The 25,076-nt window shown below is 74.2% G+C and carries 22 protein-coding genes; 13 read left to right on the top strand and 9 right to left on the bottom strand.

Features of this window, described 5'->3' with window-relative positions:
• Window positions 1-182: 182 nt before the first annotated feature.
• Entirely contained in the window at window positions 183-356 is a 174-nt protein-coding gene (locus tag BD833_RS19195) for a hypothetical protein (RefSeq protein ID WP_166534760.1), read from the top strand.
• An 81-nt stretch (window positions 357-437) separates the two neighbouring features.
• A complete protein-coding gene (locus tag BD833_RS19190; protein WP_243737813.1) occupies window positions 438-767 on the top strand; it encodes a rhodanese-like domain-containing protein in 330 nt (109 codons plus the stop codon).
• A 3-nt stretch (window positions 768-770) separates the two neighbouring features.
• On the opposite strand, the gene BD833_RS19185 is transcribed toward BD833_RS19190, so the two are convergent.
• The 5 genes from BD833_RS19185 to BD833_RS19165 form a co-directional block, all read right to left on the bottom strand.
• A complete protein-coding gene (locus BD833_RS19185) occupies window positions 771-1,532 on the bottom strand; it encodes a hypothetical protein (RefSeq protein WP_166534758.1) in 762 nt (253 codons plus the stop codon).
• Complete coding sequence (locus BD833_RS19180; RefSeq protein ID WP_166534757.1) at window positions 1,529-2,035, bottom strand: SigE family RNA polymerase sigma factor; 507 nt, start codon at window positions 2,033-2,035, stop codon at window positions 1,529-1,531. Before BD833_RS19180 ends, BD833_RS19185 begins: the two co-directional genes overlap by 4 nt.
• A gap of 71 nt (window positions 2,036-2,106) precedes the next feature.
• Window positions 2,107-3,723, bottom strand: a complete 1,617-nt coding sequence (locus BD833_RS19175) for a long-chain fatty acid--CoA ligase (protein ID WP_166534756.1) — start codon at window positions 3,721-3,723, stop codon at window positions 2,107-2,109.
• Between the two features lie 121 nt (window positions 3,724-3,844).
• The gene (locus BD833_RS19170) at window positions 3,845-4,525 is read right to left on the bottom strand and encodes a DNA alkylation repair protein (protein ID WP_208092770.1); all 681 of its coding nucleotides are present in this window, start codon (window positions 4,523-4,525) and stop codon (window positions 3,845-3,847) included.
• Window position 4,526: 1 nt separating this feature from the next.
• Entirely contained in the window at window positions 4,527-5,729 is a 1,203-nt protein-coding gene (locus tag BD833_RS19165; RefSeq protein WP_243737808.1) for a cytochrome P450, read from the bottom strand.
• Window positions 5,730-5,784: 55 nt separating this feature from the next.
• Here BD833_RS19165 and BD833_RS19160 point away from each other — a divergent pair, with 55 nt between their 5' ends.
• From BD833_RS19160 to araA, 9 genes are all read left to right on the top strand, one after another.
• Window positions 5,785-6,717 carry a DUF5926 family protein gene (locus BD833_RS19160; RefSeq protein ID WP_166534754.1) on the top strand — a complete coding sequence of 311 codons (933 nt, stop codon included), beginning with the start codon at window positions 5,785-5,787 and terminating at the stop codon, window positions 6,715-6,717.
• 74 nt (window positions 6,718-6,791) lie between these two features.
• Window positions 6,792-7,055 (top strand): hypothetical protein, encoded by a 264-nt coding sequence (locus BD833_RS19155; RefSeq protein ID WP_166534753.1) that lies wholly within the window; start codon window positions 6,792-6,794, stop codon window positions 7,053-7,055.
• Window positions 7,056-7,494: 439 nt separating this feature from the next.
• The gene (gene chvE / locus BD833_RS19150; protein ID WP_166534752.1) at window positions 7,495-8,649 is read left to right on the top strand and encodes a multiple monosaccharide ABC transporter substrate-binding protein; all 1,155 of its coding nucleotides are present in this window, start codon (window positions 7,495-7,497) and stop codon (window positions 8,647-8,649) included.
• Between the two features lie 189 nt (window positions 8,650-8,838).
• Window positions 8,839-10,356, top strand: coding sequence for a multiple monosaccharide ABC transporter ATP-binding protein (gene mmsA / locus BD833_RS19145; RefSeq protein ID WP_279536036.1), 1,518 nt, complete (start codon window positions 8,839-8,841; stop codon window positions 10,354-10,356).
• The gene (gene mmsB, locus BD833_RS19140) at window positions 10,353-11,603 is read left to right on the top strand and encodes a multiple monosaccharide ABC transporter permease (protein WP_166534750.1); all 1,251 of its coding nucleotides are present in this window, start codon (window positions 10,353-10,355) and stop codon (window positions 11,601-11,603) included. The genes mmsA and mmsB overlap by 4 nt, the downstream gene beginning before the upstream one ends.
• Window positions 11,604-11,664: 61 nt before the next feature.
• Window positions 11,665-12,693 carry a LacI family DNA-binding transcriptional regulator gene (locus tag BD833_RS19135; RefSeq protein WP_243737807.1) on the top strand — a complete coding sequence of 343 codons (1,029 nt, stop codon included), beginning with the start codon at window positions 11,665-11,667 and terminating at the stop codon, window positions 12,691-12,693.
• Between the two features lie 34 nt (window positions 12,694-12,727).
• On the top strand, window positions 12,728-14,341 hold the full coding sequence (locus BD833_RS19130) for a xylulokinase (protein WP_166534749.1): 1,614 nt from the start codon (window positions 12,728-12,730) through the stop codon (window positions 14,339-14,341).
• Window positions 14,338-15,015, top strand: coding sequence for an L-ribulose-5-phosphate 4-epimerase (locus BD833_RS19125; protein ID WP_166534748.1), 678 nt, complete (start codon window positions 14,338-14,340; stop codon window positions 15,013-15,015). Before BD833_RS19130 ends, BD833_RS19125 begins: the two co-directional genes overlap by 4 nt.
• Window positions 15,016-15,029: 14 nt before the next feature.
• Entirely contained in the window at window positions 15,030-16,538 is a 1,509-nt protein-coding gene (gene araA / locus BD833_RS19120; protein WP_243737806.1) for an L-arabinose isomerase, read from the top strand.
• A gap of 67 nt (window positions 16,539-16,605) precedes the next feature.
• Here araA and BD833_RS19115 read toward each other — a convergent pair whose 3' ends face one another.
• The 3 genes from BD833_RS19115 to BD833_RS19105 form a co-directional block, all read right to left on the bottom strand.
• Complete coding sequence (locus BD833_RS19115; protein ID WP_166534746.1) at window positions 16,606-18,036, bottom strand: M20/M25/M40 family metallo-hydrolase; 1,431 nt, start codon at window positions 18,034-18,036, stop codon at window positions 16,606-16,608.
• Window positions 18,033-19,517, bottom strand: coding sequence for an MFS transporter (locus BD833_RS19110; RefSeq protein ID WP_166534745.1), 1,485 nt, complete (start codon window positions 19,515-19,517; stop codon window positions 18,033-18,035). Before BD833_RS19110 ends, BD833_RS19115 begins: the two co-directional genes overlap by 4 nt.
• Before the next feature lie 114 nt (window positions 19,518-19,631).
• The gene (locus tag BD833_RS19105; protein WP_166534744.1) at window positions 19,632-20,858 is read right to left on the bottom strand and encodes an arginine deiminase; all 1,227 of its coding nucleotides are present in this window, start codon (window positions 20,856-20,858) and stop codon (window positions 19,632-19,634) included.
• Between the two features lie 108 nt (window positions 20,859-20,966).
• Between BD833_RS19105 and BD833_RS19100 the strand changes: the two genes are divergently transcribed.
• Window positions 20,967-21,734 carry an SDR family oxidoreductase gene (locus BD833_RS19100; RefSeq protein WP_166534743.1) on the top strand — a complete coding sequence of 256 codons (768 nt, stop codon included), beginning with the start codon at window positions 20,967-20,969 and terminating at the stop codon, window positions 21,732-21,734.
• Between the two features lie 119 nt (window positions 21,735-21,853).
• Here the strand turns inward: BD833_RS19100 and BD833_RS19095 are convergent, their stop codons facing one another.
• Window positions 21,854-23,509 (bottom strand): FAD-binding oxidoreductase, encoded by a 1,656-nt coding sequence (locus tag BD833_RS19095; protein WP_166534742.1) that lies wholly within the window; start codon window positions 23,507-23,509, stop codon window positions 21,854-21,856.
• 38 nt (window positions 23,510-23,547) lie between these two features.
• On the opposite strand from BD833_RS19095, the gene BD833_RS19090 reads away from it, so the two are divergent.
• Window positions 23,548-25,044, top strand: a complete 1,497-nt coding sequence (locus tag BD833_RS19090) for a glycerol-3-phosphate dehydrogenase/oxidase (RefSeq protein WP_166534741.1) — start codon at window positions 23,548-23,550, stop codon at window positions 25,042-25,044.
• Window positions 25,045-25,076 lie beyond the last annotated feature (32 nt).

The raw sequence follows: 25,076 nt of genomic DNA, 5'->3' as shown, positions 1-25,076 counted from the left end.
CGGTCAGCCGGGAGTAACCGTCGGTGCTAACGAATCAGCAACGGAACCGAGCGGTCCGGTTGCGCGCGGTGACCACGTGCTGCCAGGTTGTCCGCATCCATCCTTTCTCCTCCGTGAGGTGCGCCGTGGCTCGATTCGCAGGTTCGTCGGTTGGTACTTCCGCCCGCCCGCGGGGCCGGAGCGTGCTCGGTCGCTCCCTGCTCGTCGGGGCCATCGCCTCGGCCGTCGTCGCCGGCTCCGCGGCCGGCGCGACGGCGGCTCCGAAGAGCGCCCAGGGCGGCACGGCCGTCACCGCCGGCTCGTCCGCGACCGCTGTCGCCGACGCCGGCCCGGCCCGTGGGCGCGCCTGGTCCTGATCGGCTCCGGCCGGGGCGGCTGCCGCCCCGGCTCCACGGCGCCGGTGACGCGGCATCACGTGTGCCACGATGGCCCACGTGATGCCGCAGCAGGTCCCGACCGTGCCCGCCACCGAGCTGCCCGCGGACGCCGTGGTGCTCGACGTCCGGGAGGACGACGAGTGGGTGCACGGCCACATCGAGGGCGCCACCCACATCCCGATGGGCGACGTCCCGGCCCGGCTCGACGAGCTGCCCGAGGGTGACCCGTTGTACGTGACCTGCCGGGGTGGCGGCCGGTCGGCGCGGGTCGCCGCCTGGCTGAACGCCAACGGCTACGACGCGGTGAACGTCGGCGGCGGCATGGGTGAGTGGGGGGCCGCCGGTAAGCCGATGGTGAGCGAGACCGGCGAGGAGCCCTTCGTCCGCTGACGCTCACCGCCAGGAGGCCGCGGTCTCCTCGTCGTAGTAGCGGGTGAAGCCGCACAGCCAGGCGATCGGCTCCCGTGGCGGGCCCTCCCACCGGTCGGCGCCGCTGACCAGCAGGCGCGACCCGACGCCGTAGACCGGGCCCGGCGTGCTGCTGCCCGAGGCGGGGTCGTAGGGCGCCGGCAGGTCGACGGTCACCGTGTCGCCCGATCCGCCGGAGAACCACTCCTCCACGGCGAAGGTGACCCCGACCAGGTCCTCCGGCGGCCCGGGCAGGCCCGACCGCGTCGTGACGGCGGGCCCGATGTCCACGACCGCGCCGGCGAACGCGAAGTCCAGCCGGCCCACGGCTGCGGGGCCGTACTCGAGCGCGCAGGAGTTCGTCGCGGTGTCCGCGAGCGGTCCGGTGCGCCCGGCGGTCGGGTCCTCGGCGATCTGGGACAGCTCGCTGCCCGCCGAGCCCCCGCCGTCCGCCGGCGGCATGCCGGCGCCCGTGTCGGCGTCGGCCGACTCCGGGCCGCCCTCGCGCGGCTCCTCGGCGATCATGGTCGCCGCGTCGGAGGCGGCGTCCCCGCCGGGCAGCTCGACGACGGCGACCGTTCCGCCGACCACCGCCGCCACGCCCGCGGCCGCCACGAGCGAGATCCCGGCGGTCCGTCGCCGGCGGGCCCGGCGGCCGGCCTTCAGCACCTGTCCCACCGGGGCCGGGCCGACCGGCACGCGGTCGGCCACCTCCCCCAGCAACGTCGAGGTCTCCCGATCGGTCACGAGGCCCTCCCTTCCCGCAGCTCGGCGACGTCCAGATCGGTCTGCAACTGGGCCAGTGCGCGGGAGAGCCGGCTCTTGACCGTGCCGGGCGCGATCCGCAGCGCGTCGGCGATCTGCTGTTCGCCCAGGTGCGCGTAGTAGCGCAGCACGACGACCTCCCGGTGCGCCTGGCTGAGCCGGGCCAGCGCCCGGCGGACGGCGTCGGCGTCGTCCACCTGCCCGGTGAGGTCGTCGCTGGGCACCTCGGGCAGCTCGTCGGTGGGCCGCTCGCGCCGCCAGCGCCGGCGGTGGCTGTCGTGGTGGCAGTTGACCAGCACCCGGTAGACGTAGCCGTCCCGGTTGGTCGCGCCCCGCACCTTGCTCCAGGCGACGTAGCAGCGCACCAGCGCGGTCTGCACCAGGTCCTCGGCCTCGGCCGGGGCGCAGCCGAGCAGCACGGCGGAGCGGACGAGCACCGGCCAGCGCTCGTCCACGAACCGCGCGAACTCCTCGTCCCGGTCCACGCCCCACCTCCCCTCGACCCGTCCTCCTGCTGGTACGACGGGTCGACGGGAGCAGAAAGTTCCGCCGGTTCCTAGCTCTTCAGCTCGTACTCGGCGAACCGGCTGCGCAGGTCCTTCTTGGAGAACTTGCCGACGCTGGTCTTGGGCACCTCGTCGATGAACTCGACCGCCTCGGGCATCCACCACTTGGCCACCAGCGGCTTGAGGTGCTCGAGGATGTCCTGCTCCGTGGCGGTCTCGCCCTCCTTGAGGACGACGCAGGCCAGCGGGCGCTCGTCCCACTTCGGGTGCGGGATGCCGACGACCGCGGCCTCCTTCACCGCCGGGTGGCTCATGATCGCGTTCTCCAGGTCGACCGAGCTGATCCACTCGCCGCCGGACTTGATGAGGTCCTTGGTGCGGTCGGCGATCCGGATCGAGCCGAACGCGTCCATCGCGGCGACGTCGCCGGTCTTCATCCACCCGTCGGCGGTGGTGAGCTCCACGCCGGCGTCGGGGTTGTAGTAGTCCTGCGCGCACCACGGCCCGCGCACCTGCAGCTCGCCGGTGGCGGTGTCGTCCCAGGGCTGCGGCTCCAGGGTGTCGGAGTCGACGATGCGGGCTTCCACCCCCAGGAACGGGATGCCCGCGCGGGCCCGCTGGGTCGCCTTGGTCTCGTCGTCGGCGTCCTGGTACCGATTGGGCAGCACGCCGGAGGAGGCGACCGGGTGGGTCTCGGTCATGCCCCACGCCTGCAGGATCGGGATGCCGACCTGCTCGCGGTAGGCCTCGGACAGGGCCTTGGGGACGGCGGAGCCGCCGCAGCCGATGTCGCGCAGCTTGTGCGGCTTGCCGGCGAGGTGGGGGAGGACGCCCTGCCAGATGGTGGGCACGCCCGCGGTGAAGGTGACGCCCTCGTCGATGATCAGCTTCGCCAGCGCCTCGGGCTGCATGAGCGCGCCCGGCATGACCAGCGAGGAGCCGGCGGCGGGGGCGGCCTGCGCGATGCCCCACGCGTTGGCGTGGAACATCGGCACGACCGGCATCGCGACGTCGGAGATGCCCAGGCCGAAGGCGTTGGGCGCCATCACGCCCATGGTGTGCAGGAACGTCGAGCGGTGCGAGTAGACGACGCCCTTGGGGTTGCCGGTCGTGCCGCTCGTGTAGCACATGGAGGCGGCGCGCCACTCGTCCGTGACGCCGAAGTCGACCGGCTGCGCCTCGGCCAGCAGCGTCTCGTAGTCCAGGACGCGGGGGTCGTCGGGGATCTCGTTGTCGGTGCCGTCGTCCATGACCACGACCTGCTTGACCGTCGTCATGGTGTCGACGAGCGGCCAGAAGAGCGGCAGGACGCTGCGGTCGACGAAGACGACCTCGTCCTCCGCGTGGTTGGCGATGTAGGTCAGCTGCTCGGGGAACAGGCGCACGTTGAGGGTGTGCAGCACCCGGCCGGTGCACGGCGCGGCGAAGTAGAGCTCGAGGTGGCGCTGGCTGTTCCACCCGAAGGTGCCGACCCGCCCCTCGGCGCTGATGCCGAGGGTGTCGAGCACCCCGCCCAGCTTGCGGGTGCGCTGGGCCCACTCCGCGTACGTCGCCCGGGTCACGCCCCCGGGGTTGTTGGTGACGATCGTCCCGTCGCCGTAGTGCTGCTCGACGTGCCGGAAGATCGAGTCGATCGTGAGGGGGTAGTCCTGCATCAAGCCGCGCATGGCCGGATCCTGCCAGTGACCACGCTCACGTTCCACCGGTACCGGTGTGCGCTCCGGCCTCACCTCCGGCAGGCCGGCCTCGTGCTGCGTTGCGAGGACGGTGCCCCGGCGGGGCGGACGGTCAGCCGCGCCGGGCGAGCCGTTCCCGGACCGCGGGGCTGCCCAGCTCCCGCAGCGCGTCGGTGCCGACCCACCGGGCCCCGGCGCCCCCCGCCCGCAGCTGCTCGGCGGTCGCGAGCGCCAGCCGGTTCAGCCCGGCGCTGCGCTTGCCGATCGCGCGCAGCGCCCAGCTCGCGCCCTTGCGCACGAGCGGTCGGTCGTCGTCCGCGCCGGCGACCAGCGGCGCGAGCAGGACGGCGAACCGCTCGTCGTCGGTCCGCTTCTCCGCCACGGCCAGGCCCGCCATCAGTGTGAACCCGGCCCGCTTCACCAGGGGTTCGGGCCGCGTCGTCCACTCGACGGCCTTCGCCCACGCCGGTGGCGCGTACCGGAGGAGGTTCTGGCACACCTGGTCGCAGAGGTCCCAGGAGTCGAACCCGGCGGCCCACCGCTCGAACTGCGCGTCGTCGACCAGCGCGGGGTCGTCCAGGAGAGAGGCGAGGATGCGCGCCTCGTGCACGCCGCTGTCCCACAGCTGCGCGGCGAGGCCGCGGTCGCGGCCGGTCTCCTTCGCCACGGCACGCAGCTCCCCGACCGTCACACCCCAGGCGTGCTCGGTCGCGATGCCGTAGCGCGCCATGCCCGGCAGCCGGGCGGGCTCGGCGAGCGCGCGCAGCCGGGCCAGCACCTCGTCGGCGGTCACGTCACGGCGTGAGGACGACGGGCAGCGTGGCCAGCCCGCGGATGACGAACTCCGGCCGGCGCACCGGGTCGGCGCCCAGCTCGAGGGACGACGTCCGGTCGAGCAGCGCGCCGAAGGTGGCCTGCAGCTCCATGCGGGCCAGGGGGGCGCCGATGCAGAAGTGGATGCCGGCGCCGAAGGAGATGTGCGGGTTGTCGGTGCGGCCGACGTCCAGGGTCTCCGGTGCCTCGAACACGGCCGGGTCGTGGTTCGCCGAGCCGAGCAGCGCCGCGATCTTCTGGCCGCGCTCGACGGTGACCCCGCCGATCGCCACGTCGGCGGTGGCGGTGCGCTCGAAGAGCTGGAGCGGCGAGTCGAAGCGCATCAGCTCCTCGATCGCCGTGGGCAGCAGCGCCGGGTCCGCGCGCAGCCGCCGAAGCTGGTCGGGGTGGGTGAGCAGCGCCAGCAGCCCGTTGCCGCTGACGTTCACGGTCGCCTCGTGGCCGGCGTTGAGCAGCAGGATGCAGGTGGTCACCAGCTCGTCCTCGGTGAGCCGGTCACCGTCGGAGTCGCGGACGCCCACCAGGTGGGAGAGCAGGTCCTCACCCGGCGCCCGGCGGCGCTCGGCGGCCAGCGCGCGCAGGTAGCCGACGAACTCGGCGGCGGCCCGCTCGGCGTCCTGCTCGACCTGCGCCGTCCGGCCGTACTCGTACATCTTCACGATCGCGTTCGACCACGGCCGCAGCAGCGGCCGGTCGGCGTCCGGCACGCCCAGCAGCTCGGCGATGACCGCGACCGGGAGCTCCTCGGCCATCCCCGAGAGCACGTCGACGGGCTCGGTGCCGGCCGACCGCTCGACCAGGCCGTCGGCCAGCTCCCCGGCCAGCTCCTGCACCCACGGCCGCAGCCGCTCCACGTGGCCGCGGGCGAAGGCGCTGGTGATCAGCCGGCGCAGCCGGGTGTGGTCCGGCGGCTCCATCTCCAGGATGGCGTTGCGGTGGATCAGGTTGAAGTCGGCGAACCGGTCGGCCGGTTCCCGGTCGGCCCAGATCCGCCCCAGCCGCCGGTCGCGCAGCACGGCGTTGGCCTCGGCGTGGGTGAACGCCAGCCACAGCCCCAGCCCCTCGTGCCACTGCACCGGCGCCTGGGCCCGGGCCTGCGCGAACGCCAGGTACGGGTCGGCGACGACGGAGGGTGCGGAGAGGTCGAGGACTGCTGCGGTCACGCCGGGGAGCGTAGGCAACGGCGGGCGCGGAGGCGGGCCGCATACCCTTCCGCGCATGGCTTCCCGCAAGCGCTCCTCCGCCCCGGCCGCCGTCGCGCCGGAGGGCATCAACCCCAAGGCGCCGTGCCCCTGCGGCTCGGGCCGTCGTTACAAGCACTGCCACGGCTCCGGCTACGCCCCGCCGGTCACGCGGCCGTTCGAGGGCCTGCCGGGCGAGGCCGACTGGGTGGCCCTGCGGGAGCTGGTCCCCGCGGCGACGGCGAAGCTGCGGACGACGGAGGGGCGCGAGGTCACGCTGGCCAGCGTGCTGCCCGGCGGCGCCCCGGCGCTGGTGCGCGCCAACGGGGAGATCCTGGTCGGCGCCCAGCTGCCGACGTCGTCGGACGACGTCAGCCGCGACCTCGGCACCGCCGTCGCCGCTGCCCTGGAGGCCCCGGCCGGCGCGCCGGTCGAGCCCGGCCCGATCGGGGGCGCCGGCTCGGCCGGTCCGCGGCTGCAGGAGATCCTCGACCTGACGGCGCCGCTCGAGGTGACCGTGCACGACAGCTTCGACTTCTGGCTGGAGGGCACCGAGCCCGGTGCGGCCGCCCGTGCCGGGCTGCGGCAGGCCAACGAGGCGATCCTGCCCACGGTCCGCCTCGACGGGCTCGGCGCGGCCTACTGGGTGCGCCCGGGCAACGAGCGCGCGCACCTGCGCTGGGTCCGCCCGGAGGAGGAGGACCGGCTGCTCGACGCGCTCGCCCGGCTGTCGGCCGCCGAGCAGATCCTGCTGGGGGAGGGCACCCGCTACGCCGGGGCCTTCCGGGCCCACGGCCTCGTGGTGCCGGTGTGGGACCTCCCCGCCGACACCCCGGCCGAGGAGTGGATCGCTCCGGCGACGGAGTTCCAGACCCGGCTGGAGCAGGCCCTGACCGAGACCGCGCCGCTCACCGCCGACGAGCGTCGCTCCCGCGCCGGCCTGCTCTCCCGCCAGATCACCCTGCGCTGAGGCGCCTGCGTTCCCGGGCCCGGGTCGGGCCCGGGAACGCATGGGCCTCCGCGCGGCGGGTAGGCGATCCGGCCATGGAGGATCCGCGCCGAGCCCCGGGACCCGGCGGCGCGCCGCCACCCGGCGCCGACACCACGGCCGCCGGGGCGTTCGCGCCGCCGCCGGGTTCCCGCCGCACCGTGCTCGGGTTCGTCGCGGCGCTCGTGCTGCTCGTGTGCGGGGTGGCCGGTGTGCTGCTGTTCTTCACCGACGCCCCGGTCGGCTACGCGGTGCTCTGCCTGGCGGTGGCCGCCCTCGCCGCCGGCGCCCTGGTCGCGGGGGCGCGGCGCGGTCGGTGACCCGCCCCGGCGCTGCCGTGTGTCGACGCGACCGTGGTCCTCCCCGGAAGCTCGTGCTCTGGGTGCGCAGGGCACTCAGAGCACGAGCTTCCGGCAACACACCTCAGAGCGAGCGGCCGGTGACCGGGCGGGACGGCGGTCAGCCGCGCCGGCGGACGGCGGCCACCAGGCCGCTGCCCAGCAGGAGCATGCCCGCCCCCGCGCCGCCGACCGGCCACCCTCGAAGCCGGTGCAGGCGGGCGTCCCGCCGCCGGTCGGGGCAGGCCCGGTGAGCGATCGATCTCCCACCGCACTTGGCCGGCGGATGGCGGCAGCGTTACGCGACCGTAACGTACCGACCCCTTGACGGCCCCAGTTGTGAACGCTCACATTTGGTCACCCGCAGCTGCGGGTCTGGGCGCCGAGGCTCGGCGGCAGAAGCTTCGACGAGGAGGCCAATGTGAGCAAGCGGCTCGGTCTGACCACACTGGGCGCCACTCTGGCGCTCACCCTGGCGGCCTGTGGCGGCGAGGGCGCCGGCAGCACCACCGACACCGCGAACGCGGATCCGGAGGACCTGTCGATCGGCGTCTCGATGCCGACGCAGACCTCCGAGCGCTGGATCGCCGACGGCGAGAACGTCGAGGAGCAGCTGCAGGAGGCGGGTTACGACGTCGAGCTGCGGTACGCCAACGACGACATCCCGACCCAGGCCCAGCAGATCGACACGATGATCACCCAGGGCGTCGACGCCCTGATCGTCGCCGCCATCGACGGCACGGCGCTGAGCAGCCAGCTCGACAACGCCGCCGCGAAGGGCATCCCGGTCATCTCCTACGACCGGCTGATCCGCGACACCGACAACGTCGACTTCTACGTCAGCTTCGACAACTTCAAGGTCGGGGTCGCCCAGGGCGAATCGCTGCTCAAGGGCCTCGGCGTCCTCGACGAGAACGGTGAGCGCACCGACGCCGCGGGGCCGTTCAACATCGAGCTGTTCGCCGGTTCGCTGGACGACAACAACGCGCACTTCTTCTGGGACGGCGCCATGCCGGTCCTGCAGCCGCTGATCGACGACGGCACGCTGGTCGTCCCGTCCGGGCAGACCGGCATCGAGCAGGCAGCCATCCTGCGCTGGTCGCAGGAGGGCGCGCAGCGGCGCATGGAGGACCTGCTGACCTCCACCTACAGCGGTGGGACGGTGCTCAACGGCGTCCTCTCGCCCTACGACGGGCTGTCCCGCGGCATCATCACCGCCCTGGAGAACTCCGGTTACGGCCCGACGATCACCGCGTCGGGCAAGCCGATGCCCATCGTGACCGGTCAGGACGCCGAGATCGCCTCGGTCAAGCTGATCGACGACGAGGTGCAGTACTCGACGATCTTCAAGGACACCCGCCTGCTGGCCGAGCAGGCCGTCGCGGCGGCCCAGGCCTACCTGGAGGGCGAGGAGCCCGAGCCCAACGACACCGAGAGCTACAACAACGGGATGAAGGTCGTCCCGTCGTACCTGCTCCCGGTGGAGACGGTGACCAAGGACAACATCACCCAGGTCCTGGTCGACTCCGGCTACTACACCGCCGAGGAGGTCGCGGCCGGCCAGACCGCCGGCTGACCGACCTGCTCGACACCACCCCCGCACGACCGGTCGGGCTCGGCGCCGCGTTTCCGCCGCCGAGCCCGACCGGGCACCAGGCACCAGGCCGTGACCGACCAGCACCGTGACCGACCAGCACCGTGACCGACCAGCACCGTGGCGAGCCAGCACGGAGGACGACGGAGTCCCATGGGCAACATCCTGGAGATGCGTTCCATCACCAAGACCTTCCCCGGCGTCAAGGCGCTGGAGGACGTCAACCTCGCGGTCCGCACCGGTGAGATCCACGCGATCTGCGGGGAGAACGGGGCGGGCAAGTCCACCCTGATGAAGGTGCTGTCGGGCGTGTACCCGGCCGGCAGCTACGACGGCGAGATCGTCTACGACGGTGATCCGGTGTCCTTCGGCGGCATCCGGGACAGCGAGCAGGTGGGGATCGTGATCATCCACCAGGAGCTGGCGCTGGTCCCGTACCTCTCCATCGCCGAGAACATCTTCCTCGGCAACGAGCGGCGCGGCCGCGCCGGCCTCATCGACTGGAACCGCGCGCACTCCGAGGCGGAGACGCTGCTGCGGTCGGTGGGCCTGCGCGAGAACCCCGAGACGCCGGTCGGCCAGCTCGGCGTCGGCAAGCAGCAGCTGGTCGAGATCGCCAAGGCGCTGTCGAAGAACGTGCGGCTGCTCATCCTCGACGAGCCCACGGCCGCGCTCAACGACACCGACTCCGAGCACCTGCTCGGGCTGCTCCGCGACCTGAGGGAACGAGGCATCACCTGCATCATGATCTCGCACAAGCTGGGCGAGATCATCACCATCGCCGACCGGGTCACCGTCATCCGCGACGGTCGGACCGTCGAGACCCTGGACATGGCCGCCGGCGAGGTCACCCAGGACCGGATCATCCGCGGCATGGTCGGCCGCGACCTCGACAGCTACTACCCCGAGCGCGCCTCGCATCCCGGCGAGGAGGTGCTGCGGGTCGAGGACTGGACGGTCTGGCACCCCTCCCAGGACCGCAAGGTCGTCGACGGCGCCGCTTTCGACGTCCGCGCCGGCGAGGTGGTCGGCATCGCCGGGCTGATGGGAGCCGGGCGCACCGAGCTGGCGATGAGCATCTTCGGCCGGTCGTGGGGGCGCAACATCTCCGGTCGCCTCTTCGTGCACGGCAAGGAGGTCCGGGCGCGCTCCGTCCCCGAGGCGATCGACCACGGCATCGCGTACGCCACCGAGGACCGCAAGCACTACGGCCTGAACCTCATCGAGGACATCCGGCGCAACGTCTCCGCCGCGGCGCTCGGCAAGCTCTCCCGCCGGGGCTGGGTGAACGGGAACGAGGAGACCAAGGTCGCCGAGGCCAGCCGGCGCAGCATGAACATCAAGGCGCCGACGGTCTCGTCCGTCGTGGGCAAGCTCTCGGGCGGCAACCAGCAGAAGGTCGTGCTGTCCAAGTGGCTGTACACCGACCCCGAGGTCCTCATCCTCGACGAGCCGACGCGGGGCATCGACGTCGGCGCCAAGTACGAGATCTACACGATCATCAACCGGCTGGTGGCCGACGGGAAGGCCGTCGTCGTCATCTCCTCGGAGCTGCCCGAGCTGCTGGGCATCTGCGACCGCATCTACACCCTCTCCGCCGGCCGGATCACCGGTCAGCTGCCCGTGCGCGAGGCGACCCAGGAGAACCTCATGGAGCTCATGACCCAGGACAAGGAGGTCGCGGCGTGACCAAGACCGTGCCGCAGACCGAGGAGATCACCCCGGCCCCGGGCGCCGCGCAGCAGGACAAGGAGCGCGCGAAGGGTGGTGGCCTGCTGGGACTGGTCACCGCGAACCTGCGCACCAGCGGCATCTACATCGCCTTCGTGGCGATCGTCGCCCTCTTCGCGGTCCTCACCGGCGGCGACTCGCTGAGCCCCGACAACCTGACCAACATGGTGCTCCAGTACTCCTACATCCTGGTACTGGCCATCGGCATGGTGATCGTGATCATCGCCGGGCACATCGACCTCTCCGTCGGGTCCGTGGTCGCCCTCACCGGCGCGGTGTCGGCGGTGCTGGTCATCCAGCAGGGCATGCCGTACTGGGTCGGCATCGTGGCCGCGCTCGCGGTCGGCATCGCCGTGGGGGCGTGGCACGGCCTCTGGGTCGCCTACGTCGGCATCCCGGCGTTCATCGTCACCCTCGCCGGCATGCTGCTGTTCCGCGGCCTGACCCTGCAGGTCCTCGACAACGTCTCGCTCTCGCCGTTCCCGCGCGAGTACGGCCGGATCGCCACCGGCTTCCTCAACGGCCTGCTCGGCGGCTACGGCTACGACGCCTTCACCCTGCTGATCGGCGCGGTCGCGGTGGCCGGGTACGCCGTCAGCGGCTGGCGGGCCCGCACGGCGCGGATCCGCTACGACCAGCCGGTCGAGAGCCTCGACCTGTTCCTCCTCAAGGTGGTGGCCGTCGGCGTCGTCGTCATGGCGTTCGCCTGGCAGCTGGCGCACTCGCGCGGCCTGCCGATCGTGCTGATCGTGCTCGCCGTCCTGGTGCTCGTGTACGGGCTGGTGACCACCCGGACGGTCTTCGGCCGCCAGGTGTACGCGATCGGCGGCAACCTGCCGGCGGCCATGCTGTCGGGCGTCAAGGTCAAGAAGGTCAACTTCTGGATCTTCGTCAACATGGGCTTCCTGGCCGCGATCGCCGGGATCATCTACTCCTCCCGCATGAACGGCGCCCAGCCCGCCGCGGGTGAGATGTTCGAGCTCGACGCCATCGCCGCCGCCTTCATCGGCGGTGCGGCCGTGACCGGCGGCGTGGGCACCGTGGTCGGCGCCATGGTGGGCGGCCTGATCATGGCCGTGATGACCAACGGCATGCAGCTCATGGGCATCGAGCAGCAGGTCCAGATGGTGGTCAAGGGCCTGGTCCTCCTGCTGGCCGTAGCGTTCGACGTCTACAACAAGCGTCGCGCCGGCGCCTCCCGCTGACCGGCGGAGGCATCGCCCCGGTCCTTCCGGGCAGCAGCAGGGAGGTCTCGTGGTAGCGGAGGTGGCGGGGGGCCGTGCCCCCGGGCTGGCGGACGTCGCCACCCGTGCCGGCGTCTCGTACCAGACCGTGTCGCGGGTGATCAACGGGCACCCGAGCGTCGCCCCGCTCACGCGGGAACGGGTGCAGCGGGCGATCGCCGAGCTCGGGTACCGCCCCAACCGGGCCGCCCGGGCGCTGGTCACCGGGTCCAGCCGCACCCTCGGGCTGGTCACGGTGAACATCGCCCAGTACGGGCCGGCCCAGACGATGATCGGCCTGGAGAAGGCGGCCCGGGCGGCCGGGTACGCGCTGTCGGTCACGATCCTCGACGAGGCCACCGCCGAGGCGATGCGGACGGCGGTCGACGACCTGGTCGCCCACGGGGTGGACGCGGTCGTCGCGCTGTCCACCTACGACGACGCGGCCGACGCGCTCAGCCGGCTGGCGCCGCCGGTCCCCCTCGTGGCGGTCCAGGTGGGCGGTGCCGACGACCGGCCGGCCGTGGCCATCGACCAGGAGGCCGGGGCCCGGATGGCGGTCCGGCACCTGCTCGACCTGGGGCACCGGACGGTGCACCACCTGCCGGGTCCGGCCGACTCCCAGGAGGCCCGGGGCCGGACGGACGGCTGGCTCGCCGAGCTGGGTGACGCCGGTGCGCCGGTGCCGGACGCGCTGCCGCGGGGCGACTGGACGCCGGCCTCCGGGTACGCCGCCGGGGAGGCCCTGGTGGCCCGGCGTCGGGCGGGTGAGGAGATCACCGCGGTGTTCTCCGCCAACGACCAGATGAGCCTGGGGCTGCTGGCGGCGCTGCACGAGGCAGGGCTGTCCGTGCCCGGGGACGTGAGCCTGATCGGCTTCGACGACCTGCCCGAGGCGCCCTACTTCGTGCCGCCGCTCACCACCATCCGGCAGGACTTCGCCGAGCTCGGACGCCGCGGCGTGGACCTCCTGCTGGGCCGGCTGCGCGGCGAGGACCCGCACCCCGAGCCGGTGCCTCCCACCCTGGTCGTCCGGGCGAGCGCCGGGCCGCCGGTGGGCATGGCAGGCTGATGTGAGCGCTCACAACCGCGACGGAGGGAACCAGATGGGCCAGCACGCGGACGCCGGCGGCCGCACGGCCCTGGGGATCGAGCTGGGGTCGACCCGGATCAAGGCGGTGCTGATCGGCCCGGACCACGCGCCGCTCGCCGTCGGCAGCTCCGACTGGGAGAACCAGCTGGTGGACGGCGTGTGGACCTACTCGCTGGACGCCGTCTGGTCGGGCGTGCAGCAGAGCGTCGCCGCGCTGGCCGAGGACCTGCGGGAACGCCACGGCGTCGGGCTCGAGTCGGTGGGCGCCCTCGGTGTGTCGGCGATGATGCACGGCTACCTCGCGTTCGACGCCGGCGGTGCACTGCTCGCGCCGTTCCGCACCTGGCGCAACACGAACACCGGCCGGGCGGCCGAGCGGCTCAGCGCCGAGTTCGGCGTCAACATCCCGCACCGCTGGAGCGTCGCGCACCTCTACCACGCGATCCTGGACGGCGAGGAGCACGTCGCCCGCCTCGACCACCTGACGACCCTGGCCGGCTACGTGCACTGGCAGCTCACCGGGGAGCGGGTCCTCGGCATCGGCGACGCGAGCGGCATGGTGCCGATCGACGGCGCGACCGGCGGGTACGACGCCGCGATGCTGGCCCGCTTCGACGAGCTGGCCGCCGAGGCCGGCGTCGAGCTGACGCTGGCGGAGGTGCTGCCGGAGATCGCCGTCGCCGGTCGGCAGGCCGGGGCGCTCACCCAGGCGGGCGCGCGGCTGCTCGACCCGTCCGGGCGGCTGCGGCCGGGCGTCCCGCTCTGCCCTCCGGAGGGCGACGCGGGCACCGGCATGGTCGCCACCAACTCGGTCGCCCCGCGCACCGGCAACGTCTCCGCCGGCACCAGCATCTTCGCCATGGTGGTGCTCGAACGGGAGCTCGGCCGCCCGCACCGCGAGCTCGACCTGGTCACCACGCCGGCCGGCGACCCGGTGGCGATGGTGCACTGCAACAACGGGGCGAGCGAGCTGGACGCCTGGGCCGGGCTGTTCACCGAGTTCGCCCGTGCGATGGGCGCCGAGGCCGACCCCTCCGCGGTCTTCGGGGCGCTGTTCCGCGCCGCCCTGACCGGAGCGCGCGACGGCGGCGGCATGCTGGCCTACAACTACCTCTCGGGGGAGCCGATCACCGGCTTCCACGAGGGCCGGCCGCTCTTCCTGCGGTCGCCGGACAGCCGGCTCGACCTGGGTTCGTTCATGCGGACGCACCTGTACGCGTCCCTGGCCACGCTCCGGATCGGCATGGACGTCCTGCAGAAGGCCGAGGGGGTGCGGCTGGACCGCATGTTCGCCCACGGCGGCCTGTTCAAGACCGCGGGCGTCGGCCAGCGCTTCCTGGCCGCGGCGATCGACACCCCGGTGTCCGTCGGCGACGTCGCCGGCGAGGGGGGCGCCTGGGGGATCGCCGTCCTGGCCGCCTTCGCCGCCGCCCGCGCGCCGGAGCGGAGCCTGTCCGACTACCTGGACACGGAGGTCTTCGCCGGCGCCGGCCTGGAGACCGTCGACCCGGATCCGGCCGACGTCGCGGGCTTCGACGCCTTCATGCAGCGGTACGTCGACGGGCTCCCCGTCGAGCGGGCCGCCGTCGAGCACGTGGGCCCGGCCCAGCGAGGAGGAATCGGATGACCGCCACCCTGACCGAGCGGGGGACCCACCGGGAGCTGCGCGAGCACGTCGCCGCGCTGCACGGCGAGCTGACCCGCTACGCACTGGTCACCTGGACGGCGGGCAACGTCTCGGCCCGCGTCCCGGGGGAGGACCGGTTCGTCATCAAGGGCAGCGGCGTCTCCTACGACGAGCTGACCTGGGAGGGCATCACCGTCTGCGATCTCGACGGGAACGTCGTCGACGGGGTCAAGGCGCCGTCGTCGGACACCGCCGCGCACGCCTACGTCTACCGGCACCGGGCCGACGTGGGGGGCCAGGTGCACACCCACAGCCCGTATGCCGCGGCCTGGGCGGCGCGCGGCGAGGAGATCCCCTGCGTGCTGACGGCGATGGCCGACGAGTTCGGCGGCCCGATCCCGGTCGGCCCCTTCGCGCTGATCGGCGACGACTCGATCGGCCAGGGCGTCGTCGCGACGCTGGCGGGCTCCCGCTCGCCGGCGGTGCTCATGCAGAACCACGGCGTCTTCACGATCGGCCGCGATGCCAGGGCCGCGGTGAAGGCGGCGGTCATGACCGAGGACGTCGCCCGCACCGTGCACCTCTCCCGCCAGCTCGGCGAGCCCATCCCGATCGCCCAGGCGGACATCGACTCGCTCTACGAGCGCTACCAGAACGTGTACGGACAACGCTGATGGAGGACTTCCCTGTGACTGCCCCGTTCGAAGCCCGCGAGGTCTGGTTCCTCACCGGAAGCCAGGGGCTGTACGGCGAGGAGACGCTCCAGCAGGTCGCCGAGCAGTCGCGGCGGGTCTCCGCCGCCCTCGACGGGGCCGGCGAGGTGCCGGTCCGCGTGGTCTGGAAGCCGGTGCTCACCGACGCCTCGGCCATCCGCCGGATCATGGGGGAGGCCAACGAGGACGCCGCCTGCCTCGGCGTCATCACCTGGATGCACACCTTCTCGCCGGCCAAGATGTGGATCGCCGGGATCGACGCGCTGCGCAAACCGCTGCTGCACCTGCACACGCAGGCCGACGCCGCCCTGCCGTGGGCGACGATCGACATGGACTTCATGAACCTCAACCAGGCCGCCCACGGCGACCGCGAGCACGGGTTCCTGCTCACCCGCCTGCGGCAGCCGCGCACGACGGTCGCCGGCCACGTGGACGACCCCGCCGTGCGGACGCGGGTCGGCTCCTGGGTCCGGGCGGCCACCGGCGTCGCGGCCGCCCGCGAGCTGAAGCTCGCCCGGTTCGGCGACAACATGCGCGACGTCGCCGTGACCGAGGGCGACAAGGTCGAGGCGCAGATCCGGTTCGGGATGTCGGTCAACACCTGGGGCGTCAACGACCTGGTAGCGGTGGTCGACCAGGTCGCCGAGGCCGACGTCGACGCGCTGGTGCAGGAGTACGGCGACCTGTACGAGCTGTCCGCCGACGTCCGGCCCGGTGGCGCCCAGCACGACTCGGTCCGCTACCAGGCGCGGATCGAGCTGGCGCTCCGCCGGTTCCTCACCGACGGCGGGTTCGGCGCCTTCACCACCAACTTCGAGGACCTGGGCGGCCTCCGCCAGCTCCCGGGCCTCGCGGTGCAGCGGCTGATGGCCGACGGCTACGGCTTCGGCGGCGAGGGCGACTGGAAGACCGCGGCGCTGCTGCGGGTGCTGAAGTCGGCGGCGGCCGGCCTGCCGGGCGGCACGTCGTTCATGGAGGACTACACCTACGACCTGGTGTCCGAGCGGCCGAAGATCCTCGGTGCGCACATGCTCGAGGTCTGCCCGACCATCGCCGGGGAGCGGCCGCGGCTGGAGGTGCACCCGCTGTCGATCGGCGGCCGGGAGGACCCCGCCCGGCTGGTGTTCGACGCCGCGCCCGGCGAGGGCGTCGTCGTCGGCTGGGCGGACCTGGGGGACCGGTTCCGCTGGGTGGCCAACGAGATCGACGTCGTCCCGCCGTCGGAGCCGCTGCCGAACCTGCCGGTGGCGCGGGCGGTGTGGGAGCCGCGGCCGGACTTCGCCACCTCCACCGAGGGCTGGCTGACCGCGGGCGGCCCGCACCACACGGTGCTGACCACCCAGCTGGGGGCCGACGAGCTCACCGACCTGGCCGAGGTGTTCGCGACCGAGCTGGTGCTCATCGACGCCCACACGACGCGGCGCTCGCTGGCCAAGGAGCTGCGGTGGAGCGCGGCCTACCACCGCCTCGACCAGCGTCTGTAGCACTCCGCCGGAAGCTCGTGCTCCGAGTGCGCAGGGCACTCGGAGCACGAGCTTGCGGCAACACTCCTCAGAGCGAGCGGATCAGGTGCCGGAAGAAGCCCGCGCCACGGTGCAGGGCGGCGACCGAGATGCGCTCGTCGGCCGCGTGCAGGGTGGCCAGCTCCTCCCGGCTCAGGTCGAAGGGCATGAACCGGTAGACGCTGTCGCAGATCTGGCTGAAGTGCCGGGCGTCGCTGGCCTGCACCATCACGTACGGCGCCACGGTGGCGTCGGGGTAGGCGGCCCGCGCGGCCGCGCTGATCCGGGCGAACGCCTCGTTGTCGGTGCGCGACACCGGTGAGGGGTCGTTGCCCGACACCACCCGCAGCTCCACCGACGGGTCGCCGATCACCCGGCGCAGCCGGTCCACCGTCGACTGCACCGTCTCGCCCAGGGCGATCCGGATGTTCAGGTGCGCCATCGCGCGGGTGGCCAGCACGTTCCCGGCCCGGCTGCCCTCGAGCCGGGTCACCGCGACCGTCGTCCGCACCATGGCGCCGGCCTCCCGGCCGGCCCGCGCGAGCACCTGCGCCAGCACCGGCCGGAGCTGGGCGGCGTGCGCGAACAGGGCCCGGTAGCCGAGCGGGGCGCGCCGGCCGATGGCGTCGACCATGCCGAGGACGACGTCGTGCAGCCGGGCGGGGAACGGGTCGTCCTCGACGGCGAGGATCGCCTTCGCCAGCCGCGCGGGGGCGCCGCCGCGGACGGGCGCGGAGGCGTGCCCGCCCGGGTCGGTGGTCACCAGCTCGACGTCCAGCAGACCCTTCTCCGCCAGGCCGACGACGGCGACCTGCCCCGGCACGCCGGGGAACATCCCGCTCACCACGGCGCCGCCCTCGTCGATGACGGCCCAGGGGGTGATCCCCCGGTCGGTGAACGCCTGCACGGCCAGCCGCGCGCCGACGCCGGCCACCTCCTCGTCGTCGCCGAAGGAGAGGTAGACGTCGCGCCGGGGGGTGAAGCCGTCGGCCACCAGCGCCTCGACCGCCTCCAGGATCGCGACCATCGAGCCCTTGTCGTCGATCGCGCCGCGGCCGTGCACGTGGCCGTCCGCGATGACGCCGGAGAACGGGTCGCGGCTCCACTCCTGGCCCTCCACCGGCACGACGTCCTGGTGCGCCATCAGCACCAGCGGTGGCTCGTCGGTGGTGCCGCGCCAGCGGTAGAGCAGCGCGCCGTCGCCGAGCTGCTCGCGGTCCAGCGCCGCGTGGGTGCGGGGATACAGCTCCGCGAGGCACGCGCGGTAGCGCTCGAAGACCGCCGGATCGACCTGGCTCCGGTCGCGGGAGGAGACGGTCGGGATGCGGATCAGCTCGGCCAGCCGGCCGGCCGCGGCGTCGGCGTCCAGGCCGGTGAGGTCCACCGGCTCGACCGGGCGGTCGTCCGGGCGGAACCTGGCCACCCGGCGGGCGGCCGTGGTGGCCGCCGCGGCGGCGGCGAGGGCGATCGTGCGCCTCATGCGCGGAACTCCTCGGCGGGGTCGACGGCGGACGGGTCGGCGAAGGCGAGCTTGGGGACGACGAGCAGCGCCAGGGCCGCCAGCAGCGCCGTCGTCCCGCAGACCACCCAGACGGTGATGTAGCCCGACAGCGAGCCGGCGGTGCCCACCGTCCCGTCGGTGAGCAGCGGGGCGCCCGAGGCCAGCGCGATCGCGAAGGCCGCGGAGGCGAACGATCCGCCGAGCACCTTGGTGGTGTTGGTCAGGCCGGTGGCCACCGCCGTGCGGCCGACCGGCGCGGCGGCGGCCGCGGCGGCCGGCAGCGCCGCGACGAGCGCGCCGGACCCGAGGCCGGCGACCGCGATGCAGGCCAGCATCTGGGCGAGCGTGTCGTGGAAGGGCACCAGGAGCAGGTAGCCGGTGCCGGTGAGGGTCGCCGCCCCGATCAGCGTGCGCCGCGGCGTGGTCAGCCGGCTGACGCGGGAGAACTGGCTGGCGCCGACCAGCATGGAGACGACGTAGGCGCCGATGACGATGGAGACCTGGCTGGTGGTCAGGCCCAGCCCGTAGCCGTAGACGTCGGGATCGGTGCGCGCGAACGTCGACAGCGGGCCCTGGGCGCCGAGCACGCTGACGCCGAACAGGCCGGCGGTCAGCTGGACCGGCCACATGGCCTTGCTGGCCAGCACCCGGAAGTCGACCAGCGGGTCGTCCTGGCGCAGCTCGTACCGGACGAAGGGGACCAGCAGCAGCAGGCCCGCGGCGGTGACCGCCCAGGGCCACAGCGCCTCCTCGTTGAGCCGGACGAAGCTCAGGCCCCCGGTGATGACGAGCAGCACCAGGCTGAGCAGCGCCGCGCCGGTGGCGTCGATGCTGCCGCCGGTGCGGTCCTCGCTCTCCGGCACGCGCAGCGCGACGACGACGCAGACCCCGACCACGAGCAGCAGCGGGGCGATCAGCACGAACCAGAAGGCATCGCCCAGGCTCTGCCCGATCTGCCCGCCGGCGAGCGCGCCGACGATCGCGCCGGCCTGCAGCGCCGCGACGATGAGCCCGGTGGCCCGCCGGGTCTGGCCCGCCGCGCCGGGGGTGCGGCGGGAGCGGTCCCAGATCAGCGCGACCTGCAGCGGCAGCCAGACCACGTACATGCCCTGCAGCGCCCAGGCGATCAGGAACAGGGGGAAGCTGTTCGCGAAGGCCAGCACCACGGTGGAGACCGCCACGACCACGGCGGACCCGAGCAGCACCCGCCGGTGCCCGTAGAGGTCGCCCAGCTTGGCCAGCACCGGCACCGCGATGGCCGACAGCATGAGCTGGGCCGCCTCGAGCCAGTTGATGTCGGCGTCGTTGACGTCGAGGTAGCGGGCGATGTCGGTGAGCAGCGGGACGTAGTAGCCCTGGAGCACGCCGCTGGTGAACTCGACGAAGATCAGGTAGCCGACGAGGCCGCCGCCGATCCGTGCGATCCGGCCGGTGCGCCCGGTCGTCTCGGTGCCTGCCACCGCGCCGTCCTCTCCCCGTGCGCCGGGTCCGGCGCGGAAGCCCGCAGCGTAGTGACCGTGATCACCGCCGTGGCCCTCCCGGGCGAAAAGTCCCCCGGCCGTCACACCCCCGGGTCAGAGCGGAGCGCGGGCGACCGGGCAGGACATGCAGCGGGGGCCGCCCCGGCCGCTGCCCAGCTCGGAGCCGGCGATCCGGACCACCTCGATGCCGGCTGCCTCCAGCGCGGCGTTGGTGACCGTGTTCCGCTCGTAGGCGACCGCCAGCCGCGGGGCCAGCGCGAGGGTGTTGTTGCCGTCGTCCCACTGCTCGCGCTCGGCGGTGACCGGGTCGAGCCCGGTGTCGATGACGCGCAGCTTGTCGATCCCCATCGCGGCCGCGGCCGCGACCACGAACGGCTGCGGCCCGGTGACGGCGAGGTCGGTGGTGTCGGCGTCCTCGGGGGAGGAACCCTCGGGTGCGCGGACCGTCCAGGCGGTCAGCGAGTCGGCCACCGCCGGGTACATGACCATGGCGTCGACGTCGACCATCGTGGCGATGGTGTCCAGGTGCATCGTCGCCCGCTCCTGCGCGATGGGGACGACCAGCACGGTGTGCGCCAGCCCGCGGCCGAACACCCGGCGGGCCAGCCGCTCGGCACCGCCAGGGGTGGTCCGCTCGCCCACGCCGACCGCGACCACGCCCTCGGCCAGCAGCAGCACGTCGCCGCCCTCGAGGTGCTCCAGGTCGGCCCCGTAGAGCTGCTCGGCGCCGGCGAAACGCGGGTGGTGGGCGTAGACGGCCGCGGTGATCGTGCTCTCCCGGTGCCGGGCGGGCATGGCCAGTGAGGTTACCGCCACCTGGTCGGCGATCCACACCGACGAGTCGCGGGTGAACAGCAGGTTCGGCAGCGGCGGGACGACGAAGTCGGCGCGGTCCATGAGCTGGTACGCCAGCCCGGAGCCGCGGAGCTCGTCGTGGGCGAGCCCCGCGATCAGCGCCGATGCCAGGTCGGGCGCGGCGAGGCCGGACAGGTGGCGGGTGGCGTCGCGCTGCAGGGTGGCGCCCAGCCGGGGGTCGTCGACGGCGGCGGCGATCAGCTCGGTGCGGGCGGCCGGCTGCTCGAGGATCTCGGCCAGGAGCGTCGCCAGGTGCAGCACCTCGACCCCGCGGTCGGCGAGCGCCTGGGCGAACGCGTCGTGCTCCTCCTGCGCGCGGGCCACCCAGGGGACGCCGTCGAACAGCAGCTGGTCGTTGTTCCGCGGCGTGAGCCGCCGCAGCTCGGGGCCGGGGCGGTGCAGCAGCACGGTGCGCAGGGGGCCGACCTCACTGGTGGCGCCCGGGGCGGCGGCGGGATCGGTCACGCGGGCCAGGCTGGCACACCCGACCACGGGGCCGCCCGACGGAACCCCTCGTTAGGGTGCCGGGAGCGGTGCCGACGAGGGGGCCGCGACCGCGAACCGGAGGTATCCGTGGACCTGTTCGACCTGACCGGCAAGGTGGCCGTGGTCACCGGCGGCACCCGCGGCATCGGCCTGATGATGGCCCGGGGGCTGCTGCAGGCGGGGGCGAAGGTCTACCTCAGCTCGCGCAAGGCCGAGGCCGGGGACGCCGCCGTCGCGGAGCTCGCCGAGTTCGGCACCGCCGTCTCCATCCCGGCCGACCTCTCCACCGAGGCCGAGTGCGTCCGGCTCGCCGAGGAGGTGGGCCGGCACGAGGAGCGGGTGCACGTTCTGGTGAACAACGCCGGCGCCACCTGGGGCGAGCCGCTGGAGACCTTCCCCGAGTCGGCGTGGGACAAGCTGCTCGACCTGAACCTGAAGTCGCCGTTCTTCCTCACCCGCGCGTTCCTGCCCAAGCTGCAGGCCGCGGCGACCGAGGGCGACCCGGCGCGCATCGTGAACGTCGGCAGCATCGACGGCCTGCACGTCAACCCGATGCCCACCTACTCCTACGCCGCCAGCAAGGCCGGGCTGCACCAGCTCACGCGGGTGCTGGCCAAGGAGCTGGGGCCCAGGGGCATCACCGTCAACGCCGTCGCCCCCGGCCCGTTCGAGTCGAAGATGATGGCCGCGACCCTGGACGCCTTCGGCGCCGAGATCGCCGCGAAGTCGCCGCTGGGCCGGATCGGCCGCCCCGACGACATGGCCGGCGTCGTCGTCTACCTCTCCTCGCGGGCCGGCGCCTACGTCACCGGCGCGGTCATCCCCGTCGACGGCGGCATCGCCACCACCGCCTGAGCGCGGCGCCAGGCCGTTTCGGGCGGCACGGACCTCACCTCCGGATCGCCGTCCGCACGTTGCAACGCGAGGACGGCGACCGCGGGGTGAGGTCGGCGGCGAGATGCGCCGGCGGCTACTCAGTCGGGGAGCAGGACGCCGGGGTTGCAGATGCCGTTCGGGTCCAGCTGCTGCTTCACCGCCCGCAGCACGTCGACGCCGAGCGGCCCGATCTCCTGCTCCAGCCAGGGCCGGTGGTCGGCGCCGACGGCGTGGTGGTGGGTCAGCGTGCCGCCCGCGGCGAGCAGGGCGTCGGTCGCGGCGCGCTTCGCGGTGAGCCACTGCTGGATGGGCAGGGCGTCGTCCCGGTCGGCGATCACGGTGAGGTAGAGCGAGCCGCCGGTGGCGTAGCCGTGCGAGAGGTGGCTGAGCACCAGGGGCGGGCGCCCGTTCCGGGTCAGCGACTCGCGCAGCGCCCGGCGGGTGGCGTCGTAGACGGTGGGCAGCGCGGTCCAGGTGGCCGCCGTCTCCAGCGTCTCCACCAGCAGGCCGCCGTCCATCAGCCGGTCGCGCAGGTACGGGGCGCCGAACCGGTGCCTGCGCCAGGAGTCGCCGACCCGGCGGCCCAGCCGGACCGCCCCGCCGTCCCGCAGCACGGACGCCGCGGCCCGCCTGCGGGCGCGCACCAGGTCGGGCAGGCCCTCCCAGCCGAGCACCAGCATGCAGCCCTCCCCACGCCCCCGGGCGCGCAGCGAGCCGCGCAGCGCCTTGGCGCCGGCGCCGGCGGCCATGAGCAGGTTGGCGCGGGTCTCGTCTGCGTCGGAGAGCCGGACGACGTTGGGCAGCAGGTCGTGGCGGGCCAGCCGCTGCAGGGCGGCCAGGCCGGTGGCCCAGGTGCGGAACGACCAGCCCTCGTAGGAGCTCGCCGCGGGCTTGGGCCGCACCCGGAGCCGGACCTCGGTGATGATCCCGAGCGTCCCCTCCGAGCCGAGCGCCAGCCCGAGCAGGTCGGGGCCGGCGGCCGACGCCGGCGGGTGGCCGAGCTCGAGCACCCCGGACGGCGTCGCCAGCGTCAGGCCGGCGACCAGCTCGTCGAACCGGCCCACCCCGGTGGATGACTGCCCCGCCGACCGGGTGGCCGCGTAGCCGCCCACGGTCGCGAACTCCCAGCTCTGCGGCAGGTGGCCGAATGTCAGGCCCTCCCGGCCCAGCGCCTCCTCCAGCGCCGGGCCGCGCATCCCCGGGCCCACGCTGACCAGGGACGACGGGACGTCGAGGGCCTGCACCGACGCCATGCGGGAGAGGTCGACGGCGACGGTCGGCCGGTCGTCGGGGTCCACCCCGGCGAGCCCGCCGACGACGCTGGTGCCGCCGCCGAAGGGCACGACGACGACGCCCTCGGTGCTGCACCGGGCCAGCAGCGCGGCGGTCTCCTCCGTGCTGCCGGGCCGGACGACGGCGTCGGGGGCGTCGGAGGCGTCACCGGACCGCCGGCGGAGCAGGTCCAGGTAGCTCTTCCCGCCCGCGTGGCGCAGCCGGGACTCCCGGTCGGTGAGCACGTGCTCCTCGCCCAGCAGCTCGGCGAGCGCCGCCCGCGCGGATCCGGGCAGTCGGGACGGCCCGAGCCGGATCTCCGCCACTGGGACGGGGGGCGTGGGCCGCGGGGTCCAGCCCAGCTCGCGGGCGAGGTAGCGGCGCGCGGCCTTGGGCAGGGCGCCGTCCGGACCGGCTGCGGGGTCGGTTCCGGCGGGGGGTGGACCCCAGCCCTGGATCGTCAGTTCCGGCTGCTCGGGCACGGCTACAGTCTGCCGGTGCCGCAGCGAGGGACAGCCAGGTGACCGGCTCCCTGTCTCCCGGGCGCCGGGCCCGCGACCTGGAGACGCTGCCCGGCTCGGCGGTCGACGTGGTCGTCGTCGGCGGCGGGGTGACCGGCGCCGGCGTGGCCCTCGACGCGGCCGCCCGCGGGCTGTCGGTGGTGCTGCTGGAGCGCACGGACCTCGCCGCGGGCACCAGCCGGTGGTCGTCGAAGCTGGTGCACGGCGGGCTGCGCTACCTGGCGCACGGGGAGCTCGGCCTGGCGCGGGAGAGCGCCCGCGAGCGCGCCGTCCTCATGGGCGCCACCGCGCCGCACCTGGTGCGCCCGCTGCCCTTCCTGGTGCCCGACGCGGCCGGCCGGGACGTCACCGCCCTGGCCGGGCTGGGCGGCCGGCTCGGCGACGCGGTGCGGCGGTCGGTGCCCGGCGGCCGGGGGGCGCTGCCGGCCACCCGGCGGGTGCCGGCCTCCGACGTCGGCCGGCTGGTCCCGGCGGTGCGGGCCGGAGGCGGCGGCGTCGTCTTCTGGGACGGGCAGCTGACCGACGACGCCCGGCTCGTCGTCGCCCTCGCCCGGACGGCGGCCGCCTTCGGCGCGCGGGTGCTGACCGGCGCGACGGTCACCGCCGTCGACGGCGCCGAGGTGCACGCCGAGGTCGACGGCGCCCGGATCGCGCTGCGGGCCGGCGTGGTCGTCAACGCGGCCGGGGTGTGGGCGCAGCGGCTGGCGCCCCGGCTCCGGCTGGTGCCCTCGCGCGGCTCGCACCTGGTGCTGCCCTCGGCGCGGCTCGGCTCGCCGTCCGCCGCGCTCACCGTGCCGCTGCCGGGATCGCGGTCGCGCTACGTCTTCGCGCTGCCCCAGCCCGACGGGCGCACGTACCTCGGCCTCACCGACGAGCCGGTGGAGGGCCCGGTGCCCGACGACGACGCGCAGCCCTCCGCCGCCGAGGTGGCGCAGCTGCTCGACACGGTGAACCAGGTGCTCACCACACCGCTGAGCCGCGCCGACCTGGTCGGTGCCTACGCCGGCTACCGGCCGCTGGTGCTGCCGCAGGCGGGCCCGGGCGGCTCCACCGCCGACCTCTCCCGGAAGCACCTGCTCGCCTGGGACGGACCGGTCCTCTCCGTCGTCGGCGGGAAGCTGACCACCTACCGGGCCATGGCGGAGCAGGCCGTCGACGCGGCGGTGGCCCGGCTCGGCCGGGGAGCGGCGCGCTCGGTCACGGCCCGGCTGCCGCTGGTGGGCGCGGCGCCGCGGCGGGCGCTGGAGCGGGTCGCCGCGCCGGAGCGGCTGGTCGCCCGCTACGGCACAGAGGCGCCCGCCGTCGAGGCGCTCGGGCCGGCCCTGGTGGTGGCCGACCGGCCCGAGACGGTGGGGGAGCTGCGGTTCGCCGTCCGGCACGAGGGGGCGCGGACCGTCGCCGACCTGCTCGACCGGCGCACCCGCATCGGGCTGGTGCCCGCCGACCGCGAGCGCGCCGTCCCCGTCGCCGAGCAGGTGCTCGCCGAGGAACGCTGACCCGGGTTCCCCGTGCTCCCGGGGCGTTGCTC

Source organism: Blastococcus xanthinilyticus (assembly GCF_008124835.1).
GTDB lineage: Bacteria > Actinomycetota > Actinomycetes > Mycobacteriales > Geodermatophilaceae > Blastococcus > Blastococcus xanthinilyticus.
This window is presented reverse-complemented; position numbering and strand designations above follow the sequence as displayed.

Excerpts from the sequence above, each read along its gene's own strand:
- BD833_RS19190 (WP_243737813.1), top strand. The coding sequence starts at position 438 with ATGCCGCAGCAGGTCCCGACCGTGCCCGCCACCGAGCTGCCCGCGGAC.
- BD833_RS19175 (WP_166534756.1), bottom strand. The coding sequence starts at position 3,723 with ATGCGCGGCTTGATGCAGGACTACCCCCTCACGATCGACTCGATCTTC.
- BD833_RS19160 (WP_166534754.1), top strand. The coding sequence starts at position 5,785 with ATGGCTTCCCGCAAGCGCTCCTCCGCCCCGGCCGCCGTCGCGCCGGAG.
- BD833_RS19155 (WP_166534753.1), top strand. The coding sequence starts at position 6,792 with ATGGAGGATCCGCGCCGAGCCCCGGGACCCGGCGGCGCGCCGCCACCC.
- mmsA (WP_279536036.1), top strand. The coding sequence starts at position 8,839 with ATGCGTTCCATCACCAAGACCTTCCCCGGCGTCAAGGCGCTGGAGGAC.
- BD833_RS19130 (WP_166534749.1), top strand. The coding sequence starts at position 12,728 with ATGGGCCAGCACGCGGACGCCGGCGGCCGCACGGCCCTGGGGATCGAG.
- BD833_RS19125 (WP_166534748.1), top strand. The coding sequence starts at position 14,338 with ATGACCGCCACCCTGACCGAGCGGGGGACCCACCGGGAGCTGCGCGAG.
- BD833_RS19115 (WP_166534746.1), bottom strand. The coding sequence starts at position 18,036 with ATGAGGCGCACGATCGCCCTCGCCGCCGCCGCGGCGGCCACCACGGCC.